Here is a 22,080-nt window from a genome sequence, read left to right as displayed (position 1 = left end):
CATTTTGATAATTTTATTTTTAATAATGAAGGGCCAAATTATTCAACGAGCGCCTCGAGCTTGGCCTGGAATTCCGCGTCGTCGGCTCCGAAGCCGATTTCGCCTGCGCGCTTGCCGTCGCGATCGATCAGGAAGATCGATGCGGTATGGTCGATCGCATAATATGTCTCGGAGTAGCGGACGGTTTCATAGAACACGTCGAATTGCTTGGCCGCGCCAGCGATATCGGCAGCACTGCCCGTCAAGCCTGTGACAGGCAGCGGGAAGGCGCTGAAATAGCTTTTCAGCGTTTCAGGCGTGTCACGTTCGGGATCGAGCGACACAAACAGGACGTGTAGCTCGTTGAACGGCGCACCAATCCGTTTGCGCATGCTCGCCAGCTTTTGCATCGTCATCGGGCACAAATCGGGGCATTGGGTGAAGCCGAAAAACACTGCAACCGGTTTGCCGTTGAGCGAGGCAAGATCGAACGGCTTGCCGTCGGCATCGGTCAGCTTGAGTTTGACGGGCGCCCCCAATGACGGGTCAGCCGCCGGTTTTTCTGTGATGGCCGAATTTTCTTCATTCGCTGCATAGTTAAGGTACGCAGCACCTGAAATTGCAAATACGGCAAGTCCCGCTAGGACGACTTTGGTTGCACGTTCAGTGATTTGCATGGGGACCTCCCTTCAGTGTGGATATTTCGGACGTATCGGTAACGGGCACCGCAACATTCAGATTGGCGCCACCTTCAAAGCGCAGATGCACCGTGATCCTGTCGCCTACCTTCAATGGCCGTTTCAAACCCATGAGCATGAGATGGGGGCCACCGGGTGTCAGTTTCAGCTCGCCCCTAGCAGGCACGGTGAGTCGCTCGACGCGCCGCATGCGCGCTATGCCGCCTTTGATTTCCGAACTGTGCATTTGCACGTCGGCGGCCACATTGGATGACGCGCCTAACAATGTCTGGGGCGCCTTGCCCCGATTGCGCAGAGAGACGTAGGCCGCAGTCATTATCTGACCTGGCCCAGCCGGGATTGCCCACGCAGTGCCGGCCTGCACCGCTGCCGGGGCCTTGCCATCGGCAGACTGCGAGACACCGGCAAGTCCGCACAGTAGGATCGTCCCTGTAAAAGCGATAGAAAAACGCATGATGCTCAACCTTTAATTTTTGTCTTCGAAACGCGAATAGCTGTGCAGGGGCACCGTTTGCCCCGGAAGCCAAGGCACCAAAGTAAAGGCTTTTTGGCCTCGACCATTCATCAGCCCGTTGATGGATTGGCTAAACTCGGACGCAATATTCTGCATCGTCTGGTCTTCGTTGATCACCTTGGGTGTCACGAGGATCAGCAATTCGGTCTTGCGTTTGGTCGCGCTGTCGACACGGAATGCCCGCCCCAAAAGCGGGATATCCTTCAACAAGGGCACACCGCGCTGCCCCATCGAAATGCTGTCTTGGATCATACCGCCAAGCACGGCGGTCATACCCTCGCGTAACGACAGCCGCGTCGTGACCGACCGGTTGCTGATCACCGGGCTGCCGATATCGGAGGTAACGTTGGGCTGCTGGCTCGACACTTCCTGGAAAATTTCGATGTCAATGCGGTCGTTGCTCAGCACAACCGGGCGGATATTAAGGATCACGCCCGTCTGGCGATACTGCACCGTCTGAAGGATATCGGTGTCGCCATTGGACTGGATATCCGCCGCGCGTTGCGATGTGATGATCGGCACATCGTTGCCAATAAGGATCTGCGCCTCGCCGCCCGACCTTGCGAGCAGCCGTGGCGTGGAAATGATGTTGAGATTCTGGTTGGTTGCAATTGCATTGAGGGCAGCGGTCACCGAAGTCTGCGAAAAGCCCTTTGCAAATGTAAGGCCCAGCCCTCCGGCCTCCCGTCCGAGCCCCCCGATGGTATTAGCCTGAACTGATCCGTTCGATAATTGCCGATCGAGGAACCATTCGATCCCAAAACGCGTTTCATCCGTCAACGTCACTTCGGCGATGGTGATTTCGACCAGCACCTGTTTGGGGGCGACATCAAGGTCCTTAAGCAGGCGCAGCAGCTGCGCATACTCGCGCCGGGTGCCGCGAAAAAGGATGCGATTGCCAGGATTGTCGACAATTATCTTGCCGCCGCTGTCCTCGCTGGCCGGGTTCGCCTGTGGTAGGCTAGACCGGTCCATGCCTGACGCCGGTTGACCGTTATCGCTGCGGCGATCTGGATTGTCGATCCGGCCCGGCGACGAGGCATAAATGTTGACATCATCGCCGCCGTTTGCGCGCCCGACAAGACTGCCCAGTTCGGCAGCCGTTGTGTTGCGCACCTGATAGACAAAAAAGCCGGCATGATCACCGCCTGATCCTTCGAGCGAGTCAAGCTGTTCGACCCAGTAAAGGACGCGGTTGAACAACCGCACATCATCGGAAAAAAGCAGCAGGCAATCGGGGCGCGACAGGTGCACTAGACTAGTGCCCCCAGAGCCCGCAGATCCGATCAAATAACCTTCACTTGCAAGCACTTCGCGCAGTTTTTCCGCCAGTGCGTCGGAACTCCACAGTATCGGGGCAATCCGAGCAACGCGCGCGCCGGCATATTGTGGCTGGTCAATTCCGGCGAGAAGGCCGCTGGCAGTGGTCACTTCGGCTTCGTCGCCCTGCAGCATGACACCATTGGCATCGGGCAAAGATTGCACCGCAACCCCACTTTGGCCTTCAACAATATCGGCAACGAGGCCGGCAGCCGGGTCTGCAGCGATATTGCCGAGTGCAACGATCTTCGTAACGCCCGCGTTTGGTTGTCGGGCCCCTCTCCTAGCCGGCGCCTCGCGCACTAGAACCGCGCCGCCTTCGTGAACAAGCACCAAACCGTATTGGTTTAGCGCTTTCTCGGCGAGCCGCAGGAATTGCCGCGAAGACATTTCCTGTGGTCCGCTCATGCTCACAAGATCGCGCCTCTGCGCGACACCGGGGCCCATGATATAAGGCACGCCCAATATCTCACCAAGGACAGTTTCGGCAAACTGGCCCAGCGGTTGCGGTGGCAGGCTTGCTGCCACGCTCTTGTCGGGCACCAGCATCGTCAGATCGGCATCGCCAAGGGGCGCATCGTATTCCGTCGATACAGGCGCATCAATCAACACTGTTGTGCGCGGCGTGATCTTCTCAATCGGCTCGGATTGAGGCGTGTCGACAGGCGACGACAATACTTCCTCCGAGAGCATCAGCGGCTCAACGGAAATACGCGGCTGAACATCGGCGGAAGAAGATGCAATGGCAATCGCCACAATCGCGGTATTGGACATGAGCATTTGAATCATAACTCTTGATCATCAGAGGTGCCGGGGCGCGGGATGCGCCGGCGCGGCCGGGAGGAAGCCGGAGGAGTGTTAGAATTGGCCGATTGGTTGCCGGCGGGACTGCCTGTGTTCGCTGCCGGTGGAAGATAGGGCGTAGCTGGCAAGGGCGAGCGCAAACTAAATCCCACAGGAACGGTGACTTTTGCGGAATTGCGCGAAAGCGTTACCGACTTCGTATCGATGAGTTCCACGCGCCAGCCGTCTCGATACAAATCACCCACCTGTAGCGTCCGTCGAATGCCATTGGCGGTGTCGATCACAACCAAGCTTGCGACCCCATCGCTACGCTTCACCGCCGCGATGCTTCGCGAAAGAAGCCCAGCAATCTGTCCGGCACTCGGCATGGAAGCGAACTTGGGTGGCTTGGGTGCTCGGTCTGAAGCACTTATGGGCACTGCCGGCATAACCGGTAGATCCGTGGTCAGCATCAGCCCATCGACCTGCGCTGGATCGTTAAGCGGCGCGACAACCCAAACCGATAGCGGGAGCTCCGACAGCCGTTCGTAGGCGGCCTTCGCTGTCAGATTAGGGTCGTCAAGGTTGGGAGGCTCTGGAGCAAAAGCGTTTGGCACGACATCCGTCGCACCGGTGGAGTTCACAAGGATCCGGCCGGCGGCAAATGCCAGCCCGGCCAACAGCAGACTGCCGGCGGTGAGAAGGGCGCGGTTCACGTCTCTGGCGCCTCTTTTTTGTGCAGTGCAAGGAACGTAACGCGCATCCGAAGCTTGTCGCCTTCTTGGCGTACTTCGAACCCATCGATGTAGTAGCTGCGGCCATCGTTTTCGACCTGTTCAATCAGGCGCAGCAGCCCTGACCAGTCAAAGTCGAACTCAACAGTAGCTGTTAGCACGACGAAGACTTGCCTGCCGCTCTTATCTGCCGTATCATTGTCAATGGTGTCATTGTCGAGAATGACCGGTGCTGTCAGGCCTGCTCTTCTAGAGAGATCCAGTACTTCGCCACGTAGCCTTATCTTGCTGATCGAAGGCGTCGCATCAACCACTAACAATTTTTCGAGCAGTTTTTTCTGCACTGCAATTTCGGCACGCAACTGGTTGTTCGACAGCAGTTCGACCTGAGTGCGTACTTTGGCTAATCTTTCTTGGGCCGCTACATTCTCCGACGCGGCATTTTGCCGTGTATCGACGGAAATGTAGAGCCAAGTGGCAAGAAGAATGCCGAGCAGAAGCTGCAGCAGACGCTTTTCCCGATCATCGGGACGCCAATCCAGAAGTGCGGTCAGGCGGCCGGCAATCATGGCTCCACCTCTGCCAAAAGAATCATTTCGCCAACGCCTTCACCGTCCTGCGCGGCGACATGAACAAAGCCGGGAAGCGCCTCGATCTGCGCAGCGACAGCGCGTAACCGATCGACATCGCCCCCGGTGCGGACGGCAAGGCGCAAGTGTTCGCGATCAAGCTGCATCGACGATAGCGACAGACCCGCATTGGCGACCTGAGCAAGAAGCGTTGCCAAGTCGGTGGCAGTGGTAGTTCGCCCCAATGCGCGTTGCGCAGCGTCCAATTCCTGCAGATCGGAATGGATTTTGGAGAAGAGTTCGTAGCTGGCGGTAAACCTTTCCAGCCGCATGGCCTCAGCCTTGTTGCGGGCGGCATTTTCCGCCAATGTGGTGGCCTCGCCCTGCCACCATCCACCAAGGATCGACACAAGCAGCAGTCCGGTGAACAGCACCTTCTCCGCAGCGGCCATCGGGCGTCGCAGCTCCGTTCCGCCACGCATCTGGGCAGTCAAGTGCGATCGTTCAATGCGAACCGCCGGAGGCAACGGGATGGCAACATCTCCGTCCGGCTCTGCAAGCGCGACGACATGCTGCCATTCGGCCTTGATAAATGCTGTACGCCGCCAGATGGAGGCAACGACCATTTGCCTCCGGACAAGCCGGGCCTCATAACCAATGTCAAGACATATATGATGCCATCCATCAGACAGGTTGGCGCACAGGCTTTCGGGAAGATCGCGACTGGCTTGGTTCTGAGGAGCGTCATTGATATTTGCCCATGCGGCGGCATCCCACCACCAAATGCCGACGCCGTCGCGGCCGCCGATGACTATCGATCCGGCATCGACAAAGGGGGCCTTATGCTCTGCGCGGAGCAGGCAGGCGGCTTCAAACTGTTGGCGGCCAAGATGGTCGGGACGTTCGAGATATTCAAAGCGGCAGAGACTTCGGGGAATGATTGCAGGCGCAATCAAGCGGCCTCTAGGCGGATCTGTGTCCAACCGATTACCGTTGCGGGAGCGGCTGAGCAGGTTCCTCCCAAAACGGAAAGCATTCGGATTGAAAGCCAGCATCGACTATCGGGCCTTTTGCAATAAAGGAAAGAGCAATGTCGTTACGACCAAGCTCAAGTGTCGACCGATAGACGTAAACAGGTAAATTGTCGGTTAACCCACGACGACTAATTTGTACACTTATCCGAATGTGCGTCGATACAGATGATATCTCTCCAACAGGAAGTTGGCTATTATTTTCATTTTGACTGCGTATTAATTCCAATTTGGATATATTTTGATTTCCTTCGCGAAGCAGCAGAATTTCTCGAGCGCGACGTTCGCTGCCAGTCAGAGCAAGCAGCACTGTTGGCGGCGCGGTCGGCAAATAAAGGCCGGGCTTCTCACTGCGCCGCCATGCTGTCGCAACCTCCAGCTTGCGGCGCTCATTGCCACGCAGATGGTCTCGCCAATCAAAATCGGACCTGTGACTGCGATCAGCCAAGATGTCTGCGATAATATTCAGCAACCTCGGACCAGTAATGCCACAGGCCGACATCAGATCTGATAAGGTGGTCCGGCTGGCTTCATGCAAGTTTATAAGGCCGCCTTCATCCTGCAGGCGAACGATGGCTTCGTTCGATCCATCAATTTTCATTGTATAAGGGCGCCCATCGAACAAAATGTTCCGTCGCATGGTCGGAAGTTCACCGCTGATCAGGCTTCCGTCAATTGCAAGGCGGGGGCCGCCAAACTCAAGACCGTTTTGCCCCACCGGTTCGGTCAGCATCAAAAAAGCGACCCGGCTTTGCGCGGTCACCGCCACACGTTCAACATTGAGCCGGGCATGGGCTTGGCGGAGCTCTTGTCCCAGCCGGTCACTGGCCGGAAGCGACATGACGAGCCCCAGTGCGAGCAACGCGACGGCAAGCGCAGCCATCGGTGCTGCAAATCCGTCGTTGTAACTCCCAGTCACGGTGCGATCCACACGTGTGATTGGTCGCCTTCCCGAAGGTTGAAGCGAACCATCTCGCTGTCGGCATCATTACTAGTATCGCGCCATATGAAGCCGTCTTTGCTGTAAGAGAAGCTGGCGACCCCCGCTTCCCAGCGCAAGACAGTCTGCGGGCTGCCTTGCGCTTGCAGCACAAGAGCATCGGGGAGGATCCGCAAATCGCCGAGCTGGCGCGCGTCAGCAAGTCCAGTTGCCCGAGCGGCCTCTGAAACGAAGATGCGGCGCGCCTGCAACTGCTCCACCGCAGCATGGCTGCGGGAGATGAAGCGGCGGCTTTGCATGCTCTCTGCCGTCAATAAATCGACGATAAGCGCCAACAGTACCGCAGTCATAGCCAAGCCAATCAAAACGTCGACAAGCGCAAAGCCATGCTCGCTATCGTTTGCCGGCATCGGCGCCGCCCACAAAAATGTCGCGCGCGGTGCCATTACCACCTGCCGAACCGTCGCTGCCCAGCGTACCGATGACGGGCCGTCCATCAGGCGTTTGTGGCTCGCGATAGATGAACGGGCGCCCCCAAGGATCCTTCGGCACATCTGCTGCCAGATAAGGCCCCTGCCAACTATCTACGACATCGGCGGCCGGAAACTGCAATAGCGAAAGCCCTTCAGCGCTGCTCGGATAGCGATCAATATCAAGCCGCATCGACGCCAGTGCCGATTCCAAAGAGCGGATTTGTGCGCGCGCAGCAACGACTTTGGACTTATCGAATTGCTCCATCAAACGTGGAGCAACCAACGCCATAATGAGGCCAATTATCGCCAGAACGATAATTAATTCTACCAAAGTGAAACCATTTTCGAAATGTGGGCGGGTATTTTTCATGTTTGATATACCAAATGATAGCAGTCATTGCGACTGAAGGATAAGGTGCACTCCGGAGCATCTCAGGGTTTTGTGATTTGTACATTAGCGATTTAGATTTCCTTAAATCAGATGGCTTGATTTCGCAGGCTGACCTTATTGAGGCTCGGGCGTTACAGGCGCATGGTGGCGGCTCGATCGCGTCGGCATTGGTCCGTTTGGGCGTTATCGGCGACGAGCGGCTGGCCGAGGCAGTGGCGGAGGTAATGGCCCTGCCATTGCTGACAGAGGCGCCTGGAAGTAGCCAGATCCTTGCCGCGCAGCAGGGCCTGCGATTTTCCCTGAACTGGCTTGCAGAGCAGGAAGTGCTGATCTGGCGCGACGCGCTTGATCTTCCCTGCATCGCTCTTGCCAGCGGCAGCAACGCGCTGATCGAAGAGGCGATGGAGCAGTGGGACATTGCGCCCGGTCGCCGCTTTGTGGTCTCGTTGCGCATGCTGCGCGCCGTTCTGGCCGATCTGGAGGAGGGTAGTGGCAATCTGCCTGCATCAGGCAACATCGGCAAGCTAGAAGAACTGGCGGAAGACGCGCCGGCAATCGAATTCATCAATGCAATGCTGTCGGAAGCGATGGCCCGCCGGGCAAGCGACATTCATATCGAACCCTTCAAGGGTGACATGCAGATCCGCTTGCGGATTGATGGAACGCTGCATCTCTGGCGTACCGTTCCTGGAATCCGCTTTGCAGCCATCGCCTCGCGCATCAAGCTCTTGTGCGGAATGGATATCGCTGAACGACGAACGCCGCAGGACGGCCGTTACAGCCTACGAATTGCCGGTCGCGACATCGATATCCGCGCATCCTGCCTGCCGGGAGTTTGGGGCGAATCGATCGTACTGCGCTTTCTGGGCCGCACCGTTGACCTACCCTCGCTCGTCGAACTGGGTGTAGCGCCGGCGATGGCCCAGCAATTGGGCAATTTGATCCGCCAGCCTGCTGGTCTGCTGTTGATCGCCGGCCCCACCGGATCGGGGAAAACTACCACGGTCTATAAACTGCTCGAGCAGTTGAATGACGGTTCACGCAAGATCATCACCATCGAAGACCCTGTTGAAATCGATCTGCCAGGGGTGATTCAGGTCAATGTTCGGCAGGATATCGGACTGGACTTTGCCACTGGCCTGCGGTCGATGCTGCGTCAGGATCCTGACGTCATATTTGTGGGTGAAATTCGCGATCCAGAAACGGCACAAATGGCAACCCGCGCCGCGATGACAGGGCATTTGGTGATTTCCACCCTACACACCCGCTCAGCCGCAACGTCCATCACGCGCATGGTCGACCTTGGCGTTGAAGGCTATCTGCTGGCTGAAGCGATCAGCGGGATCATCGCGCAACGTTTGTTGCGGCGGCGCTGCGCAGACAACACCTACAGCGGCCGGATCGGCGTCTATGAACTTATGGGCGTCGATCCGCTGTTGCGCGACGCGATCCGACGTAACGCCCCGCAGAGTGAGCTTGAACAAATTGCCTCGCAGACAAGCTATCGACCGATGATCGATGACGCCCGTGACAAGGCAGACGCCGGATTGACCGACGCGGCCGAAATCCAGCGTGTGCTGGGTGACCGAAATGGCTGATGACGATGAAAGCTATTGTTATGTCGCCATTGACGGCAACGGGCGGCGGCAGCGCGGGACGGTGCAAGCCGACAATGCGACCCAAGCCTTTGCCCGGGTCACCCGTCAGCATCTGACCGTTGTTAAGCTGGAACGCTCCGGTGCGGGCGACACTGCCGGCCGCAAGGCAGCATCCCGCCGCGACCAGATTGCTCTGTTGCGACAATTGGGATTGATGCTTCAGGCGCGCGTCGATTTGATGCAGGCACTTATGGCGATGCAGGCCGGGTCAGCCACGCCAGCACTGCGTTCGGCAATCGGCGTTGCTATGGCCGAACTGCGTGGCGGAAAGCCGTTGGGCGCATGCCTTAGCACCGCAATTCCGGGAATGCCGTCCGATATTCTCGCGCTGGTCAACGCTGGAGAGGCCGGCGGCTGCCTCGCAGAAACAATCGGCCACGCCATCGACCAATTAGAGGCAGAGGAACGCATTGCAGCAACCATCAAAAGCGCGCTTGTCTATCCCACCTTCTTGTCGATTGCCGGATTGCTGGTCGGCATGATCATGATGCTGTTTGTCATACCCCGCTTCGCAGCGCTAATCGGCGAACGTCGCGATCAGCTTGATGCGACCTCACGGCTGATTTTCTGGCTCGGGGACCTGGCGCAGCAAAGTTTTGGGTTGGCGTTGATCGTGCCAATGGTCGCGCTCCTTTTCCTAACTGTCACAGGCCTGCGTGGCGACAATGCCTGGCTGCGCCGCTTTGCAATCCGCCACATCCCTTTGCTTGCCCGGCTGGCGCTGCAAAGAGAGCGCGAAAGGTGGTGTCGGATCATGACCTTTGCGCTGCTCGCACGCATATCCATCGTCGATGCCATGGGGTTGGCTGCAGATGGCCTTAAGGATACGTCGTTGCAGGCACGAGCAATCAACGCGTCACGTGAATTGCGAATCGGCAGCCGGGTGGCAGACGCGATCGCTGCGATTGAGCTTTTGGATGAGGCCCAGTTGAGCCTCGTGCGAGCGGGCGAGGAATCGGGGCTTCTCGCCGACATGTTCCGGCGCATCGCAATCGACACGGAATTGGGACTTCGAGAGAGTCTGAAGCGTACAACCGGGGTGCTTGAGCAAACTGTGGTGGTTGTGGTTTCGCTTTTTGTCGGGCTTATCGTCTACGGCCTGATTGCCTCTTTGACGAGCGTATACGAAACGGTTCCACTGTGATCGCGCGTCGTCAAACACATGGCTTTAGTACGCTGGAGCTCTTGGTCGCGCTGGCCATATTGTCGGTGGGCCTGATGGCGCTGATCGATTTTCGTATGAGCCTGCTGCAGATGCAGTCGCGCCAACTCGCACAAGCAGAGGCGATTCAGTATGAGGCGAACGCGCTGGCACTGCTGCGTCAGATCAAGCCGGCGGCCGAACCGTCGGGCCGGAAGGCGCTTGGCCAATCGGTGTGGTTGCAATGGAACGCGCGCATGGTTGGAAATTATCGCCCGCAGCTTGCCTGGCTGGGCCGTGAGACAGGTTATCGGGTCGCGCTTTTTAAGGTGAACTACGCGATAATCGAAGCCGATTCGGTGATCGTGCGGGGCTCGGTCGAATTGATAGGCCGCACTGGACCCGATGGACGGCCCACGCTCTGACCTCACCACTTTGAAGGCGGACGAGTTATTGGGGCTCCGCCTTTGGTGTTGTCGATCGGAAGCTTTTTGCAGCACGGCGGATTACGGCAACAATAACGCTGCAGTACGCTGTACGAAGCGCGTGACCTGTCGCCCGCTGATCCCGTGGCGGCGGCAGACCTCCGTCGTCGCCATCCCAGCTTCCTGCTCCTTCAAGATCGCAATGATCTGTTCTTCGTTGAACCTGCTTCGCTTCATTCCGTCCGACTCCTTGCGTCAGACTCTACCAAAAAGCGGTCACATTTCAGGGGAGCACGTCACAGACCATGGCAACCGGCGTCCCCTCCTCACCCAACCAAGGAACCGTACGGAGGAAAACTTCAAGCGCAGGTGATCCACTTCTCAAACGGCAGAGCACCGAAAAATACACCCTTAAGGATGTATACCTAATAAGTAGTAAAATATTTACCTATTATTATCACCTTAGACTCTAAACAGAAAGCGTCTAAGCGATGTGAAATGCTTATTCGAAATCGAAAAAATGAATAATTTGATCGAAAATTATCTGTAAAGGTATTTATAAAAAAGATGGTGTGGCCTCTATCGACTGCAGATTTATAGCTGATAACATTGTTGTTTGTGCTTTAACTGCCATGGGGAGCGTCGGTGGCGGCCTCAACACTCATTTTGATGTCGTTGCTACCGAGCTTAACGGCTAACTGCTGGCCAAGATGAGCGGCGCCCTGTCTCCCGCTGCTGCATATTCGGATGGCTGATTGGCTAATTACGGGTGCCGTCGCTCGATGCATTGTCTGGTCCCGGTGCATCGAGCGGCGGACGCGCGGATGGACGCCTAAGGTCGGCCTCCGCCAGCCCAAGGTGCTGTGACTAGATGATGGTAATGTCGTGACCGAGACCCGCATGCTGCTGCCGGTACTGTTGGTCAGCGGTCGGGTTCGGGCGCCTTCGTTAGGGACCTGCGTTTTGATTATCGCGTGGGTCATTTGCTTGGGTCATTGCAATCAGACTTTGGTCCAAATTGACCAACACGGCTGCGATCTGTTCCGATTGGCTTCGGCGCTCAAGATTGTTTCGCGGTTAAACTGAAAGGAATTGGGCCAATGGAGCGTTCTTTCGATCGTCAGGGGATTGGAAGTGATCCAATGTCCGAACGGCGTGCCTCGCCGCGTACACCGATGCTCCTCCCCGCAAAGCTTGTCTGCGTATACGATACGCTCGACTGCGTGGTGCTCGACCTTTCGGATGTCGGCGCGTTCGTCAAGACGACGAGCCCACTCTCTGTTGGGTCAAGCGCCTACCTTCGCGCCGGACCTTTCGATATTTTCGCGGTCGGTGTCCGCATAGCTTCCTATTCGACTGCCTATGCGTTGACCGGCGTAGTGTTCGACAACCGGTTAACTCGGGACCAGGTCATGAACTTGCATACATACGCACGGAATTGGACTCAGGCCGAGGAGCTAAGAAAGTATCTTGCGGCAAGGGAATGGTGGTATGCTGGCGGTGAGTAGAGGGCCAACTGCGCGGGCGCGCAGTCGGGGCGTGGCCTGAACTTGGCATTGTGACAATTTTGGTTGACTTTGGTTTTTGAGATCAGTTTTCTAGATTGATTTACCCCAAAGGATAAATCCAATATAGTGAGCGGTTGGGGCAGGGCTCGGCTAGGTTACTGAGTGTTAACATGGTGACAATTCCGTTTAACGGCATGCGCCCTATGCCCCCAGGTATTCTAGCCTAAGCTCAAAAACCGCACCTATCGAGGGCGCCTTCAGAAAGACGGGTGAACACACCCAGGTGGCGCCAGCGGATAAAGCGGTTGTAGATCGTTTTGTGCGGACCATACGCGGCCGGCGCATCGAGCCACCGCAGCCCGTTCCTGATCACGAAGATGATGCCGCTCACGATCCGGCGATCATCGACCCGCAGGATGCCGTGCGACAGTGGGAAATAGGCCTCGATCCGGCACATCTGCGCCTCGCTCAACATCCAAACCTCAGTTAACGGCAGCGCCTCCTCAGCGCCGCCATTGAGTTAACCGAAGGCCGCTTGTGCAAGAAATTTAATGGGTCCTGAGCCTAGCTCGAAACCGAGTTCCGCTCGCTGCAGCGCTCATGGCCCTAAAGCCAAAGGCAGCTGTACCAGCAATGGGCAGCTTTCAAGACCCCGCAGATGGTCTAGAGAAACCCTGCGCGGCTTTTTTTGCTGGGTCCGATCCCATCATGTGCAATCGGCATGCCTTCCAAAACACGCGCCGCAAGACCAGAATGGTTTTCGAATTGAAAAATTACCTTATCAATATGGATAAAATATGTTGGGTGAGGAAATTCGAGGTTAACTGGCGATTAGGAGATTTATTTTATGAAATGAATCATGATCAAACACAATCTATTCGTCGAAAACCGCGAAGTATCAGTAAAATGCAACCGGAGGTCTGTAAGATTTCTCGTTACTGCTGGATGGCTTGCAGCGATTTTTTATAATATTGAAAGTCCATCTAAGGCGGAAGATCTGACGCAAGCGTTGCAGGCCGCATATCAGCGAAGCGAAGTCATCGCTAATGCGGTAGCTGAGTACGAGGCTGATCTTGAGCGCGTCACCATTTCCCGAGCCGACGGGCTGCCGGAGCTCAACGCAAACCTCAATGTCAACGAAGCTGTTGTGGGACCGCGCCTGGGCCCCAATCTGGTGTCGGTTCAAGCGGAAGTCACCCTACCCCTCTATCGAGGCGGAAGTGTAAAGAACCAGATCAAGGCCGCCGAGGCACAATCCGACGCGTCCAACGTTGGAAAGCGAGCGGCTGAGGCGCAAGTTTTCTCCGAAGTTGTCTCGGCCTACGCGAATGTCATCCGTGATCGCCAAATCCTTGCGTTGAGCAGGGACAACTTCGAAACCTTGAACACTACCCTCAAGGCCACGCGGGCGCGCTTTCAGGCGCGCGATCTGACCCGGACCGATGTTGCGCAGGCGGAATCCCGCGTTGCTCTTGCATATGGCGAAGTGCAAACAGCTGAGGCCAATCTGATCGAGGCAATAGAGGAGTTCCAACGCGTTACAGGAATGCAGGCGGATGCCCTCGCGCCCTTGCCGCTTCTTCGCAACATGCCTCCCGATCCCGAAACTGCGGCAGCCGAGGCGCTTGAGGAAAATCCCGAGGTCCTCGCAGCGCGCGCAGTTGCCGAGTCCCGGCGTTACGAATGGCGCGCAGCCAGGGGGCGGGCGCTTCCGTCGGTGTCCGCCGTTGCCAATGGTCGGTATGGCAATGTGGCACAGGCTCCTCTCCAAGGGGACACCAGCCCCTTTGGAGCGACCGTAGGCTTCTCGGTGAATTTTCCCTTGTTTCAGGGAAGCAGAACTTCCGCCGGTATCCGCGAAGCGAATATACGAGAGAACCAGGCCGTCCTGACTATTCGCGATCTTGAGCGGACACTCGCTGCACGCGCGAGAAGCGAATATGCCAACTGGCAGGCAACCAGTTCCGTGGTCGTGGCAAGCGAGCGTGCCGTTGCTGCGGCGCGCAGTGCCCTGGCCGGCGTCCGTGCCGAAAGCGACGTCGGAACCCGAACAATCCTCGATATCCTCAATGCTGAACAGGAGCTGCGGAATGCTCAGGTTCAACTGGTGACAGCGCAGCGCGATTCCTACGTCGCGGCGTTTGCGCTTCTGACGACTATGGGGCGGACGCAGGCGCATCACTTGGGGGTGGGACACGGCGCGACAGAGCTGGTTCCGGAACCTGAAACCGGCATCGTCGCCGGCTCTGCATCCGTTCCCATCATCAACGCACCACCGACTGCGGCTCCGCCGATCGCTGATCCGTGGCCGACGCTCGCGGTGGAGGAGATGCCGATTGCGGCTGCTGTACCCTCGCTGTCCGATGTGCAGCCGGTCCGGCCCGAACGCCAAGTGGCGCCTGCCGGGCGGACCCCCTCAATCGCATCCTCGCCTCAACCCGCCCGTCCAATCACTGGGATCGAGCCAACCCAATGGGTCATTCAGTTGGCAGCGTTCTCCAAGGAAGCATCCGCGCGGCAGCATTGGGAAATGGTCAAGGCTGAAACCACCCGCATTGTTGGCCATACCTTGCCGGTCATCACCAGCTTCAGATCCGCTGACAAAGAGATGTTCCGCCTCGCTGTCGGGCCTTTCGCGGACTTCGAAGCCGCGGAAGCGGCGTGCCACGATTTGCGCCTGGGGCGTCAGAACTGCATCGTCCGCCGCTTCTCGACGCTGGGTCAGCCGCGATGGACCGGAACGCAATCTGACACTGATGGAGCCCGCTGAAATGGAGAAAAAATTCATGCCTTTCGCCGAGTTCCACGGATCGAAGGATTATATCAAATCAGCTCTGAGAAAATCGCGCACCGCGATTGTGGCGATATTTTTTCTCTCAGTAATCATAAATCTTTTCGTTCTCAACGGATCGATTTACATGATGATGGTTTATGATCGAGCTCTGCCATCTCAAAATATGGCGACCTTGTTCAGTCTTTTCGGGCTGGCGACGCTGATCTATTTCGCGCAAGGATTCTTCGAGGTCCAGCGAAGTGCGATGTTGGCGGATATCGCGTCCGACCTTGAACGATCAATCAATCCGCTTGCGATCCGCGCTGCGCACGAACTTGCGATCAGCAACGATCCAGCGGATCGCACGGGTGGCCCCCTGCGTGATCTCGAGCAGGTCCGGAGCTTCATCGCCGGACCGGGCCCCGGCGCATTCATGGACCTTCCGTGGATCCTGTTCTTCCTGGCAGTTCTGTCGATGTTGCACGTCTGGCTGGGGGTGGCAGCATTTGTCGGCGCCTGCGTGCTGGTCGTGCTGACGGTGATCTCTGAAAAGCTTCACAAGAAGTCTGCCAGCACGATCAACGAACTGGGGCAGAAGAGGCAGTACCTCATCGATCGCAAGCGCCGGGGTGCCGAAACGATCCAAGCGCTGGGGATGCGACACCGGTTTGCGCGAATGTTCTTGGGGCTGAATGCTCAACTGAGTCTCCAGCAGGCCGAAGTCAACAATACGCTGATCATCCTTTCGACAATCAGCAAGACAATGCGAATGTTCATCCAAAGCGCATTGCTGGCTGTCGGTGCCTGGCTGGTCATTTCGGGAGAAACGTCTGGCGGCGTAATCTTTGCCAGCTCAATCCTTGCCGGACGCGCGCTCGCACCGATCGACCAGGCGATTGCCCAGTGGCGAAACTTCTCCTCGGCCCGGACGAGCTGGGCCCGTCTCAACCAGACACTTCTGAAATACGGAATCCCGGAAGCGCGCGTCGCACTTAGCAAGCCGAAGGGCCGGCTGGAGGTTTCAGAACTGCAGATCGTTCCTGCCGGACAGGAGACCCCAACGCTCCATGGCGTGAGCTTCGCTTGCGAGCCGGGCTCCATTGTGGGCGTGATCGGTGCCAGCGGGGCCGGCAAGTCCTCTCTCGCGCGGGCGCTGGTGGGGATATGGCCTCCGAGCGGCGGAACCATCCGGCTGGATGGCGCGACCCTCGCTCAGTGGGAAAGTGACACCCTGGGTGGCTTCATCGGCTACCTGCCGCAAACGGTGGAACTGCTCGAAGGAACCGTTGCACAGAACATTGCCCGCTTCGACCCGCACGCCACATCGGAAGACATCACCGAAGCCGCAAAGCAAGCCGGTGTGCATGACCTCATCCTGCATCTGCCTGATGGATACGAAACCGAAGTGGGAGAAGAGGGGCGGCGGCTTTCCGCTGGCCAGAGACAGCGCGTAGGCCTTGCCCGTGCGCTTTACCAAAAGCCCAGCCTTGTGGTGCTCGATGAACCCAACAGCAACCTCGATCCGGCAGGTGAGCAGGCGTTGGCCGCTGCGCTGATCAATCTGCGCAAGAATGGCTCGACAGCGGTCGTCGTCACGCATCGTCAGTCAATGCTGCGGTTCGCCACGCACATCCTCTATCTTGCTGACGGCAAAGTGGTCGCATTCGGCCCGCGCGACGCAGTGCTTAAGGCAATCAAGGAGCGGAGCAACGTCCAGACCATGCCTGAGGACGAGGCCGCAAGCGCGTAATCCCTCCATTCAATTCTGAAGCGAAAAGCAGACCATGACACCTGATATCCTGTACGATGCCGACGACATCTTGCCTCAAAGCGGCCTGAAGCAGCGGTCGCGCATTGCCTATCTCAGCATCGGCGTAACCGTGGCAACGATAACCGCTCTATCGACCGTCGTGACCGTGGCCGGCGCCGTGATCGCGCCTGGCAATCTGTCGGCTTCCACCCAGACTAAATTGATCACGCACCCGACAGGCGGCGTGCTCTCCGACCTGCTGGTTGCAGACGGTCAGCGGGTGGCCGAAGGACAGGTCCTATTGCGCCTCGATACGAATGTTGCCCAGACCACTGCCGCGGTGTCGGCCGATGGTGTCGCGGCACTGGCGGCCCGGCGCAAGCGACTGGAAGCTGAACTGACGGGCGCAGGCAATGCACAATTCGCCGCGATCGACAGTGTTGACCGGGATCCTGCCATTCGCACCTCGATCGCGCGCGAACAGGAGTTGTTTCAAGCCAGGCGGGCAGAGACCGAGGCTCAGGTCGGGATGCTGGCGGCAAGACTGCGGCAGCTGGAGGCAGAGATCACCGGTCACCGAAGCCGGATCGCTTCTCTGCGCAATCAGCAATCGCTCCTCGCCCCCGAGCTTGAGGGTCTGCGCAAGCTGTACCAGCAGGAACTGGTCACGATCAATCGGCTGAACGAGATCGAACGATCCGACGTGGTGCTGCGCGGAGAAATTGCCGCCGCAGAAGCCAGTATCCGTCAGGCTCAGGCGCGAATAACGGAAACCAGCCGCGAGATCAGCTATGCACGCCAGAATTTGCGGACTTCGGCCGGTCAAGAGCTCAATCAGGTCGTGACGGAGCTTGGCGAAGGCCGTTTGAGGCTGGTTGATGCAGGGGATGCTCTTGAGCGTGCGACGATCAGGTCACCACAGTCCGGAGTTGTGGACTCCGTGGCCTATGTCACGCCCGGAAGCTTCGTGCCGCCCGGTCAGACAATCCTGCGGGTCGTGCCCGATCAAGACAAGTTGCTCGCTGAAGTCCGGGTCAACCCCGCAGACATCGAACAGGTTCGGGTAGGCCAGGATGTGCGGCTCCGCTTCTCGACGCTTCAGTTGGAAAAGTCGCCCGAAATATTGGGGACTGTTGCCTTTGTCTCACCGGAGCGGGTCGAGGACCCGCAAACGGGGCAACCCTATTTCAGAGTAAAGATCGACAGCAGTAGCCAGGAGCTAACCGCAATCGGGAAGACTGCGCTGGTGAATGGCATGCCTCTTGAGGCCTACATTTCCACTGGGGAACAGTCCTTGATGAGCTATCTTTTGAAGCCGCTCATTGATCAGATACGCAAGGCATTTACTCAATAATTTAAAAATTATAACGAAAACAGAAATAAAAATATTGTAATTAATTGTAGGTTTCAATTATGTTGTTTGAAATTATTCTCATATGCCTCCTTTGTATGATGATTTCGATTCTTCTAATGAAGATAATTGAGTATCGTTCTGTCGAGGGCTGGCAGGACGAAAAGGGTTTTCACCTCGGCCGAGAGGAAGGCCCTGGCGACGACACTCATTTATGAATGGGGTGGTGTCTCCAATCCCCTCTGTGTGCGTTGGGTGGTACAGACATTAGGCTGCGGCGAGCTAAAGGCTCGAACCCCCCAGTACAGTACCCATAGTACCAGCCGGCTGCAAGCAGTTGGTGCTTGATGCTGGGATGGTCGAATTGGGAGCTTGATCTTTGCGATCTCGGAGGAATTGCTGGCTCGCTTGGCCAGCTGGTGGTTAGATAGAGATATCGGACGACAGGAGAAAATCGGATATCGCCGAATGAGTATCATCCTCCAGTTCCAGAAGCACGCGCCGCTGATCGAGCGGGTCCTTCCAGCGACGCACCATGCGGTGATCAACCAGATTTCCAATGTGACGGTATGCCGTCGTAAAGGGTGCTGATGCGGCAGCACATGCGCTTGAAATGGGCACCGGCACTCCTTGCAGCTTTGCAAGCGTCAATTCCAAAATGATATCCCATGCGGGGTCGGAGAACAATTCGCTGCCGAAGTATTCATTGCGCTGCTGACGAAACGCGATTGTTTTTCGGATCAACTTCATCAGCTTTTGCTCGGGGGACTGATTGAGCCCCTTGGCCATTTTGATGTCCGGCTCGAGATCATCTGTTGACTGGGCTGTGGCGAAAGCGGCCAGAAGTTTGATGCTTGCAAGTTGGGAGCGCCGCAAAAGGGCTCTGCGCAGCGCTCGGACCAGGGCTGCGTCATTTAGGGGCTTATCCAGAAGATCGACCGCATTTGTGTTCATCGCCCGGATTGCCACTTCCAATGAAGGATCGCCCGCCATAACGATCGGCACCACCGGTCGAAGCAGGCCGAACCGTGCGTCAATTTGCTCCAGAAGATTGAAATCGCCCGTGAAGGCCATCGACACATCGGCCAGGACAATCCCGATGTCCACATCATGTTCCAGCATCTCGGTGGCGTTGACCGGATCGGCCGATAGCAGGCATTGATAGCCCAACCCCCGGACGCTGCCGGCGATCGAAATGGCGCCATTAACGTCAGCGTCGACAATCATCACTTTGCAGGAGATTTCGGGCCCGACAGGGCCTTGGAGTGTTCCTGCTGTAACTCCTGATGTTTGGGGAGATGCAATCGGATACATTCTGGTAGTGTCGATCCCACGGGTGAAGACGGATGGTCAAAAAACCGAACACAGCGACGAACGTTGAAAATGTATCTGCCCAATATTTATGCCAGATTGCGTCAGGCAATAGGTCATGCCGGCGCTCTAGTGTATACACCCAAAAGGATGGGATAAAGTTGTGCCGGTACCGGCAATGCTGAATCGCCAGCGCGAGGACTCGCGTGGCACGGGGCGCTAGAATTTTTTGCGCTGATCTCCTTGAGCATGGCGTTGTCGAGCATCGAGTCCGCCAGCAGCTTCTTCAGCCGCTCTTTCTCCTGCTCCAGCTGGCGCAGCCGCCGGGCATCCGACACTTCCAGCCCGCCATATCTGGACTTCCACTTGTAGAAGGTTGCCGAACTGATCCCATGGCGGCGGCACACATCCGCCGTCGCCATCCCCGCTACCTGCTCCTTCAAAACAGCGATGATTTGCTCCTCGCTGAACCTGCTCCGCTTCATTCGTCCGTCTCCTCGTCAGGGCCGGACTCTACTCATCTCTGGAGGAAATCTAGGGGCTCATGTCCGTCGTCAGAACATTCGGCACAACACGGGGCGTAAATTAGCGGAGTGCGGGCCTCGTCCGGGGGTTGATGTTACGCGGCGAGGTTGCGGTTTTGCAAGCGCCGATGTTCGATGGTCTGTCGCTTGATCCTTTCACGCTGTTTGATGATGGCTGGGGCCCTGCCGAAGTAGGCGTCGGCGGGTGTCACGTTGGACAGCGCTTCGTGATAACGCTGGTGGTTATAGTGCTCGACGAAGGCCTCGATCTGGGCCTCGAGGTCGCCGGGCAGGAAGTAGTTCTCCAGCAGGATGCGGTTTTTCAGGGTCTGGTGCCAGCGCTCGATCTTGCCCTGGGTTTGCGGGTGCATCGGGGCGCCGCGCACGTGGCTCATCTTGTTGGCCTCGATGTATTCCGCCAGTTCTCCCGCGATGTAACTGGGACCATTATCGCTGAGCAGCCTTGGCTTGTGCAGCACCGTGGCGCTGTCGCAGCCGGAAGCTGCCAGGGCGAGGTCCAGCGTGTCGGTCACATCCTCGGCCCGCATGTTGGTGCACAGCTTCCAGGCGATGATATAGCGCGAGAAGTCGTCGAGCACGGTGGAGAGATACATCCAGCCCCACCCGATGATCTTGAAGTAGGTAAAATCGGTCTGCCACATCTCGTTTGGCCGGGTGGTCTTGGTATGGAACGCATCAGCCGCTTTCACCACGACATAGGCCGGGCTGGTGATTAGGTCGTGTGCTTTCAGCAGGCGGTAAACCGTGGCTTCGGACACAAAGTATTGGCGTTCATCGGTAAATCGCACGGCCAGTTCGCGTGGGGACAGCTCGCTGTAATCCAGCGCGAGTCCGACGATCTGATCCTGCACCTCAGGCGCGATGCGGTTCCACACCCGGCTCGGCGCGGAGGGCGATCTTCCAGCGCCTCCGGCCCGCCCTCGAGATAGCGGTCATACCAGCGGTAGAAGGTCCGACGGGCGATGCCCAGCTTGTCGAGCGTCCGCTTGGCGGGCAGGTGGGACTGCTCGACGACCCTGATGATCTCAAGCTTCTCGGATGCGGGATACCTCATTCTTCGCCCTCCCCATCCGCGATCATGCTTTTTTTCAGCAGACGGTTTTCGAGCGTCAGGTCCGCAACGCATTCTTTGAGGGCACGGGCCTCGCGGCGCAGATCCTGCACTTCGCCGGTGGTTGCGGCACGAGCAGTATCACCGGCAAGTCGGCGCTTGCCCGCTTCCATGAACTCCTTCGACCAGGTGTAATACAAGCTCTGGGCGATGCCTTCCTTGCGGCAGAGCTCGGCGATGCTGTCTTCACCGCGTAGCCCATCGAGCACGATCCGGATCTTGTCTTCAGCCGAGAAATGACGACGGGTCTGCCGCCGGATGTCCTTCACAACCCGCTCAGCGGGGGGCTTTTTGGGTGCCGATTTTTTCAAGGAGGATTGGGTCTTCATCTTCGTTCCTTCGTCACTACGACGAAGCCCCAACCCTCCTTAAATCACAACCTCAAATCTGTGCCATTGGTGCTGACGGGGGACAATGGTACGGATGAACAAAAAGACTCGCTCGACGAGATCGTACGAAGCTTCAACGAACATTGGTTTCAGGGCTGGAGTGCAACGCCAGAAGAGCAACGCGTCAAATTTGTTAACATAGCAAATAGCATCAAAGCGCACCCGGATTTTACAGAAAAATATAAAAACAACCCCGATCCCCATAATCGGGAGTTAGCGTTTGAGAAGATGCTGAAGGATGTAATGTTGATGCGAAGAAAAGATGAGCTCGAGCTATATAAGCTATTTGCTGGAGATGCGGCATTCAAAGCTTCTTGGCAGCAAAGTATGGAGCGTTTGATTAATAGATAGGTTCGATAACTATAAAACGAAAAATTCGATCTGGTTTACATTAAGTCCTGTCAATGCGGATGCTGCCAGCCTCCAAATTAACGCATGATCTTTTAAAAAATGTCACAATTACAATGATCTAATATGATCCACTAAAACAGGCCCAGTCGAGAGCTTTGGAGAATATGGGGCCTAAGAGAGCATATATGGGAAACCGCCACAGATGCGCGGTGGAGAGGTTGCTACCTACAACCCTTGAAATGCAGGGGATTTTTTGCGCCAAACCCAAGGAATAGAATGATTCCAATGGGTTGAATGGCGGTGGAAGAGAGCCTGAAGGCGAACTCTCTTTCTAT

Annotated in this window: 19 protein-coding genes and 3 pseudogenes; 8 read left to right on the top strand and 14 right to left on the bottom strand. The window is 57.0% G+C overall.

The annotated features are described in order from the left end of the window. Positions 1 to 38: 38 nt before the first annotated feature. The 9 genes from RSE14_RS12915 to gspG are packed head-to-tail and all read right to left on the bottom strand — an operon-like array spanning position 39 to position 7,411. Positions 39 to 656 (bottom strand): SCO family protein, encoded by a 618-nt coding sequence (locus tag RSE14_RS12915; RefSeq protein WP_324074263.1) that lies wholly within the window; start codon positions 654 to 656, stop codon positions 39 to 41. Next, positions 643 to 1,131 carry a copper chaperone PCu(A)C gene (locus RSE14_RS12910; RefSeq protein WP_324074261.1) on the bottom strand — a complete coding sequence of 163 codons (489 nt, stop codon included), beginning with the start codon at positions 1,129 to 1,131 and terminating at the stop codon, positions 643 to 645. Before RSE14_RS12910 ends, RSE14_RS12915 begins: the two co-directional genes overlap by 14 nt. A 12-nt stretch (positions 1,132 to 1,143) precedes the next feature. After that, a complete protein-coding gene (locus RSE14_RS12905) occupies positions 1,144 to 3,291 on the bottom strand; it encodes a secretin GspD/PilQ domain-containing protein (RefSeq protein WP_324074259.1) in 2,148 nt (715 codons plus the stop codon). A gap of 5 nt (positions 3,292 to 3,296) precedes the next feature. Continuing rightward, positions 3,297 to 4,010 (bottom strand): hypothetical protein, encoded by a 714-nt coding sequence (locus tag RSE14_RS12900; protein WP_324074257.1) that lies wholly within the window; start codon positions 4,008 to 4,010, stop codon positions 3,297 to 3,299. Beyond that, positions 4,007 to 4,597 (bottom strand): hypothetical protein, encoded by a 591-nt coding sequence (locus tag RSE14_RS12895; protein WP_324074256.1) that lies wholly within the window; start codon positions 4,595 to 4,597, stop codon positions 4,007 to 4,009. Before RSE14_RS12895 ends, RSE14_RS12900 begins: the two co-directional genes overlap by 4 nt. Continuing rightward, complete coding sequence (locus RSE14_RS12890) at positions 4,594 to 5,652, bottom strand: hypothetical protein (RefSeq protein ID WP_324074254.1); 1,059 nt, start codon at positions 5,650 to 5,652, stop codon at positions 4,594 to 4,596. The genes RSE14_RS12895 and RSE14_RS12890 overlap by 4 nt, the downstream gene beginning before the upstream one ends. After that, complete coding sequence (locus RSE14_RS12885) at positions 5,585 to 6,511, bottom strand: hypothetical protein (RefSeq protein ID WP_324074252.1); 927 nt, start codon at positions 6,509 to 6,511, stop codon at positions 5,585 to 5,587. Before RSE14_RS12885 ends, RSE14_RS12890 begins: the two co-directional genes overlap by 68 nt. Before the next feature lie 32 nt (positions 6,512 to 6,543). Continuing rightward, on the bottom strand, positions 6,544 to 7,014 hold the full coding sequence (locus tag RSE14_RS12880; RefSeq protein WP_324074250.1) for a hypothetical protein: 471 nt from the start codon (positions 7,012 to 7,014) through the stop codon (positions 6,544 to 6,546). Then, on the bottom strand, positions 6,962 to 7,411 hold the full coding sequence (gspG, locus tag RSE14_RS12875; RefSeq protein WP_324074248.1) for a type II secretion system major pseudopilin GspG: 450 nt from the start codon (positions 7,409 to 7,411) through the stop codon (positions 6,962 to 6,964). The genes RSE14_RS12880 and gspG overlap by 53 nt, the downstream gene beginning before the upstream one ends. Before the next feature lie 77 nt (positions 7,412 to 7,488). Here gspG and RSE14_RS12870 point away from each other — a divergent pair, with 77 nt between their 5' ends. Genes RSE14_RS12870 through RSE14_RS12860 form a run of 3 tightly spaced genes read left to right on the top strand, consistent with a single transcriptional unit; the run spans position 7,489 to position 10,656 of the window. Continuing rightward, complete coding sequence (locus RSE14_RS12870) at positions 7,489 to 9,030, top strand: GspE/PulE family protein (RefSeq protein WP_324074246.1); 1,542 nt, start codon at positions 7,489 to 7,491, stop codon at positions 9,028 to 9,030. Then, a complete protein-coding gene (locus RSE14_RS12865; protein WP_324074243.1) occupies positions 9,023 to 10,234 on the top strand; it encodes a type II secretion system F family protein in 1,212 nt (403 codons plus the stop codon). The genes RSE14_RS12870 and RSE14_RS12865 overlap by 8 nt, the downstream gene beginning before the upstream one ends. Beyond that, positions 10,231 to 10,656, top strand: a complete 426-nt coding sequence (locus RSE14_RS12860; RefSeq protein ID WP_324074241.1) for a type IV pilus modification PilV family protein — start codon at positions 10,231 to 10,233, stop codon at positions 10,654 to 10,656. The genes RSE14_RS12865 and RSE14_RS12860 overlap by 4 nt, the downstream gene beginning before the upstream one ends. Before the next feature lie 81 nt (positions 10,657 to 10,737). Here RSE14_RS12860 and RSE14_RS12855 read toward each other — a convergent pair whose 3' ends face one another. Then, positions 10,738 to 10,893: a transposase gene (locus tag RSE14_RS12855; protein ID WP_324074239.1), complete on the bottom strand. Its 156-nt coding sequence runs from the start codon at positions 10,891 to 10,893 to the stop codon at positions 10,738 to 10,740. An 863-nt stretch (positions 10,894 to 11,756) separates the two neighbouring features. Here RSE14_RS12855 and RSE14_RS12850 point away from each other — a divergent pair. Then, on the top strand, positions 11,757 to 12,164 hold the full coding sequence (locus RSE14_RS12850; RefSeq protein ID WP_324074238.1) for a PilZ domain-containing protein: 408 nt from the start codon (positions 11,757 to 11,759) through the stop codon (positions 12,162 to 12,164). Between the two features lie 253 nt (positions 12,165 to 12,417). On the opposite strand, the pseudogene RSE14_RS12845 reads toward RSE14_RS12850, so the two are convergent. Further along, positions 12,418 to 12,639 (bottom strand): annotated as a pseudogene (locus tag RSE14_RS12845) (transposase); the annotation flags it as partial. Positions 12,640 to 13,023: 384 nt separating this feature from the next. Between RSE14_RS12845 and RSE14_RS12840 the strand changes: the two are divergent. From RSE14_RS12840 to RSE14_RS12830, 3 genes are read left to right on the top strand one after another with little or no spacing between them, the layout of a single operon-like run. Then, positions 13,024 to 14,934, top strand: coding sequence for a TolC family outer membrane protein (locus tag RSE14_RS12840; protein WP_324074236.1), 1,911 nt, complete (start codon positions 13,024 to 13,026; stop codon positions 14,932 to 14,934). After that, positions 14,921 to 16,687: a type I secretion system permease/ATPase gene (locus RSE14_RS12835; protein WP_324074235.1), complete on the top strand. Its 1,767-nt coding sequence runs from the start codon at positions 14,921 to 14,923 to the stop codon at positions 16,685 to 16,687. The genes RSE14_RS12840 and RSE14_RS12835 overlap by 14 nt, the downstream gene beginning before the upstream one ends. Before the next feature lie 34 nt (positions 16,688 to 16,721). Beyond that, positions 16,722 to 18,041, top strand: a complete 1,320-nt coding sequence (locus tag RSE14_RS12830; protein WP_324074233.1) for an HlyD family type I secretion periplasmic adaptor subunit — start codon at positions 16,722 to 16,724, stop codon at positions 18,039 to 18,041. Positions 18,042 to 18,461: 420 nt separating this feature from the next. On the opposite strand, the gene RSE14_RS12825 is transcribed toward RSE14_RS12830, so the two are convergent. The 3 genes and pseudogenes from RSE14_RS12825 to RSE14_RS12815 all read right to left on the bottom strand — a co-directional run bounded on the left by RSE14_RS12825 (position 18,462) and on the right by RSE14_RS12815 (position 21,334). Then, on the bottom strand, positions 18,462 to 19,268 hold the full coding sequence (locus tag RSE14_RS12825) for a hypothetical protein (protein ID WP_324074232.1): 807 nt from the start codon (positions 19,266 to 19,268) through the stop codon (positions 18,462 to 18,464). 293 nt (positions 19,269 to 19,561) lie between these two features. Continuing rightward, a pseudogene (locus RSE14_RS12820) lies at positions 19,562 to 19,834 on the bottom strand (transposase); the annotation flags it as partial. A gap of 134 nt (positions 19,835 to 19,968) precedes the next feature. Next, positions 19,969 to 21,334, bottom strand: a pseudogene (locus tag RSE14_RS12815) (IS3 family transposase). A gap of 60 nt (positions 21,335 to 21,394) precedes the next feature. Here RSE14_RS12815 and RSE14_RS12810 point away from each other — a divergent pair. Then, positions 21,395 to 21,745: a hypothetical protein gene (locus RSE14_RS12810; protein ID WP_324074230.1), complete on the top strand. Its 351-nt coding sequence runs from the start codon at positions 21,395 to 21,397 to the stop codon at positions 21,743 to 21,745. Positions 21,746 to 22,080 lie beyond the last annotated feature (335 nt).

The organism is Erythrobacter sp. (assembly GCF_035194505.1).
GTDB lineage: Bacteria > Pseudomonadota > Alphaproteobacteria > Sphingomonadales > Sphingomonadaceae > Erythrobacter.
The sequence above is the reverse complement of the archived record's forward strand: the minus strand, read 5'-3'. Positions and strand labels throughout refer to the sequence as shown.

Bases quoted from the DNA above. Each gene is read 5' to 3' on its own strand.
- RSE14_RS12830 (WP_324074233.1), top strand. From the start codon at position 16,722: ATGACACCTGATATCCTGTACGATGCCGACGACATCTTGCCTCAAAGC.
- RSE14_RS12895 (WP_324074256.1), bottom strand. From the start codon at position 4,597: ATGATTGCCGGCCGCCTGACCGCACTTCTGGATTGGCGTCCCGATGAT.
- RSE14_RS12855 (WP_324074239.1), bottom strand. From the start codon at position 10,893: ATGAAGCGAAGCAGGTTCAACGAAGAACAGATCATTGCGATCTTGAAG.
- RSE14_RS12905 (WP_324074259.1), bottom strand. From the start codon at position 3,291: ATGCTCATGTCCAATACCGCGATTGTGGCGATTGCCATTGCATCTTCT.
- RSE14_RS12840 (WP_324074236.1), top strand. From the start codon at position 13,024: ATGATCAAACACAATCTATTCGTCGAAAACCGCGAAGTATCAGTAAAA.
- RSE14_RS12910 (WP_324074261.1), bottom strand. From the start codon at position 1,131: ATGCGTTTTTCTATCGCTTTTACAGGGACGATCCTACTGTGCGGACTT.
- gspG (WP_324074248.1), bottom strand. From the start codon at position 7,411: ATGAAAAATACCCGCCCACATTTCGAAAATGGTTTCACTTTGGTAGAA.
- RSE14_RS12890 (WP_324074254.1), bottom strand. From the start codon at position 5,652: ATGCTGGCTTTCAATCCGAATGCTTTCCGTTTTGGGAGGAACCTGCTC.
- RSE14_RS12885 (WP_324074252.1), bottom strand. From the start codon at position 6,511: ATGGCTGCGCTTGCCGTCGCGTTGCTCGCACTGGGGCTCGTCATGTCG.
- RSE14_RS12850 (WP_324074238.1), top strand. From the start codon at position 11,757: ATGGAGCGTTCTTTCGATCGTCAGGGGATTGGAAGTGATCCAATGTCC.
- RSE14_RS12865 (WP_324074243.1), top strand. From the start codon at position 9,023: ATGGCTGATGACGATGAAAGCTATTGTTATGTCGCCATTGACGGCAAC.
- RSE14_RS12835 (WP_324074235.1), top strand. From the start codon at position 14,921: ATGGAGCCCGCTGAAATGGAGAAAAAATTCATGCCTTTCGCCGAGTTC.
- RSE14_RS12915 (WP_324074263.1), bottom strand. From the start codon at position 656: ATGCAAATCACTGAACGTGCAACCAAAGTCGTCCTAGCGGGACTTGCC.
- RSE14_RS12880 (WP_324074250.1), bottom strand. From the start codon at position 7,014: ATGGCACCGCGCGCGACATTTTTGTGGGCGGCGCCGATGCCGGCAAAC.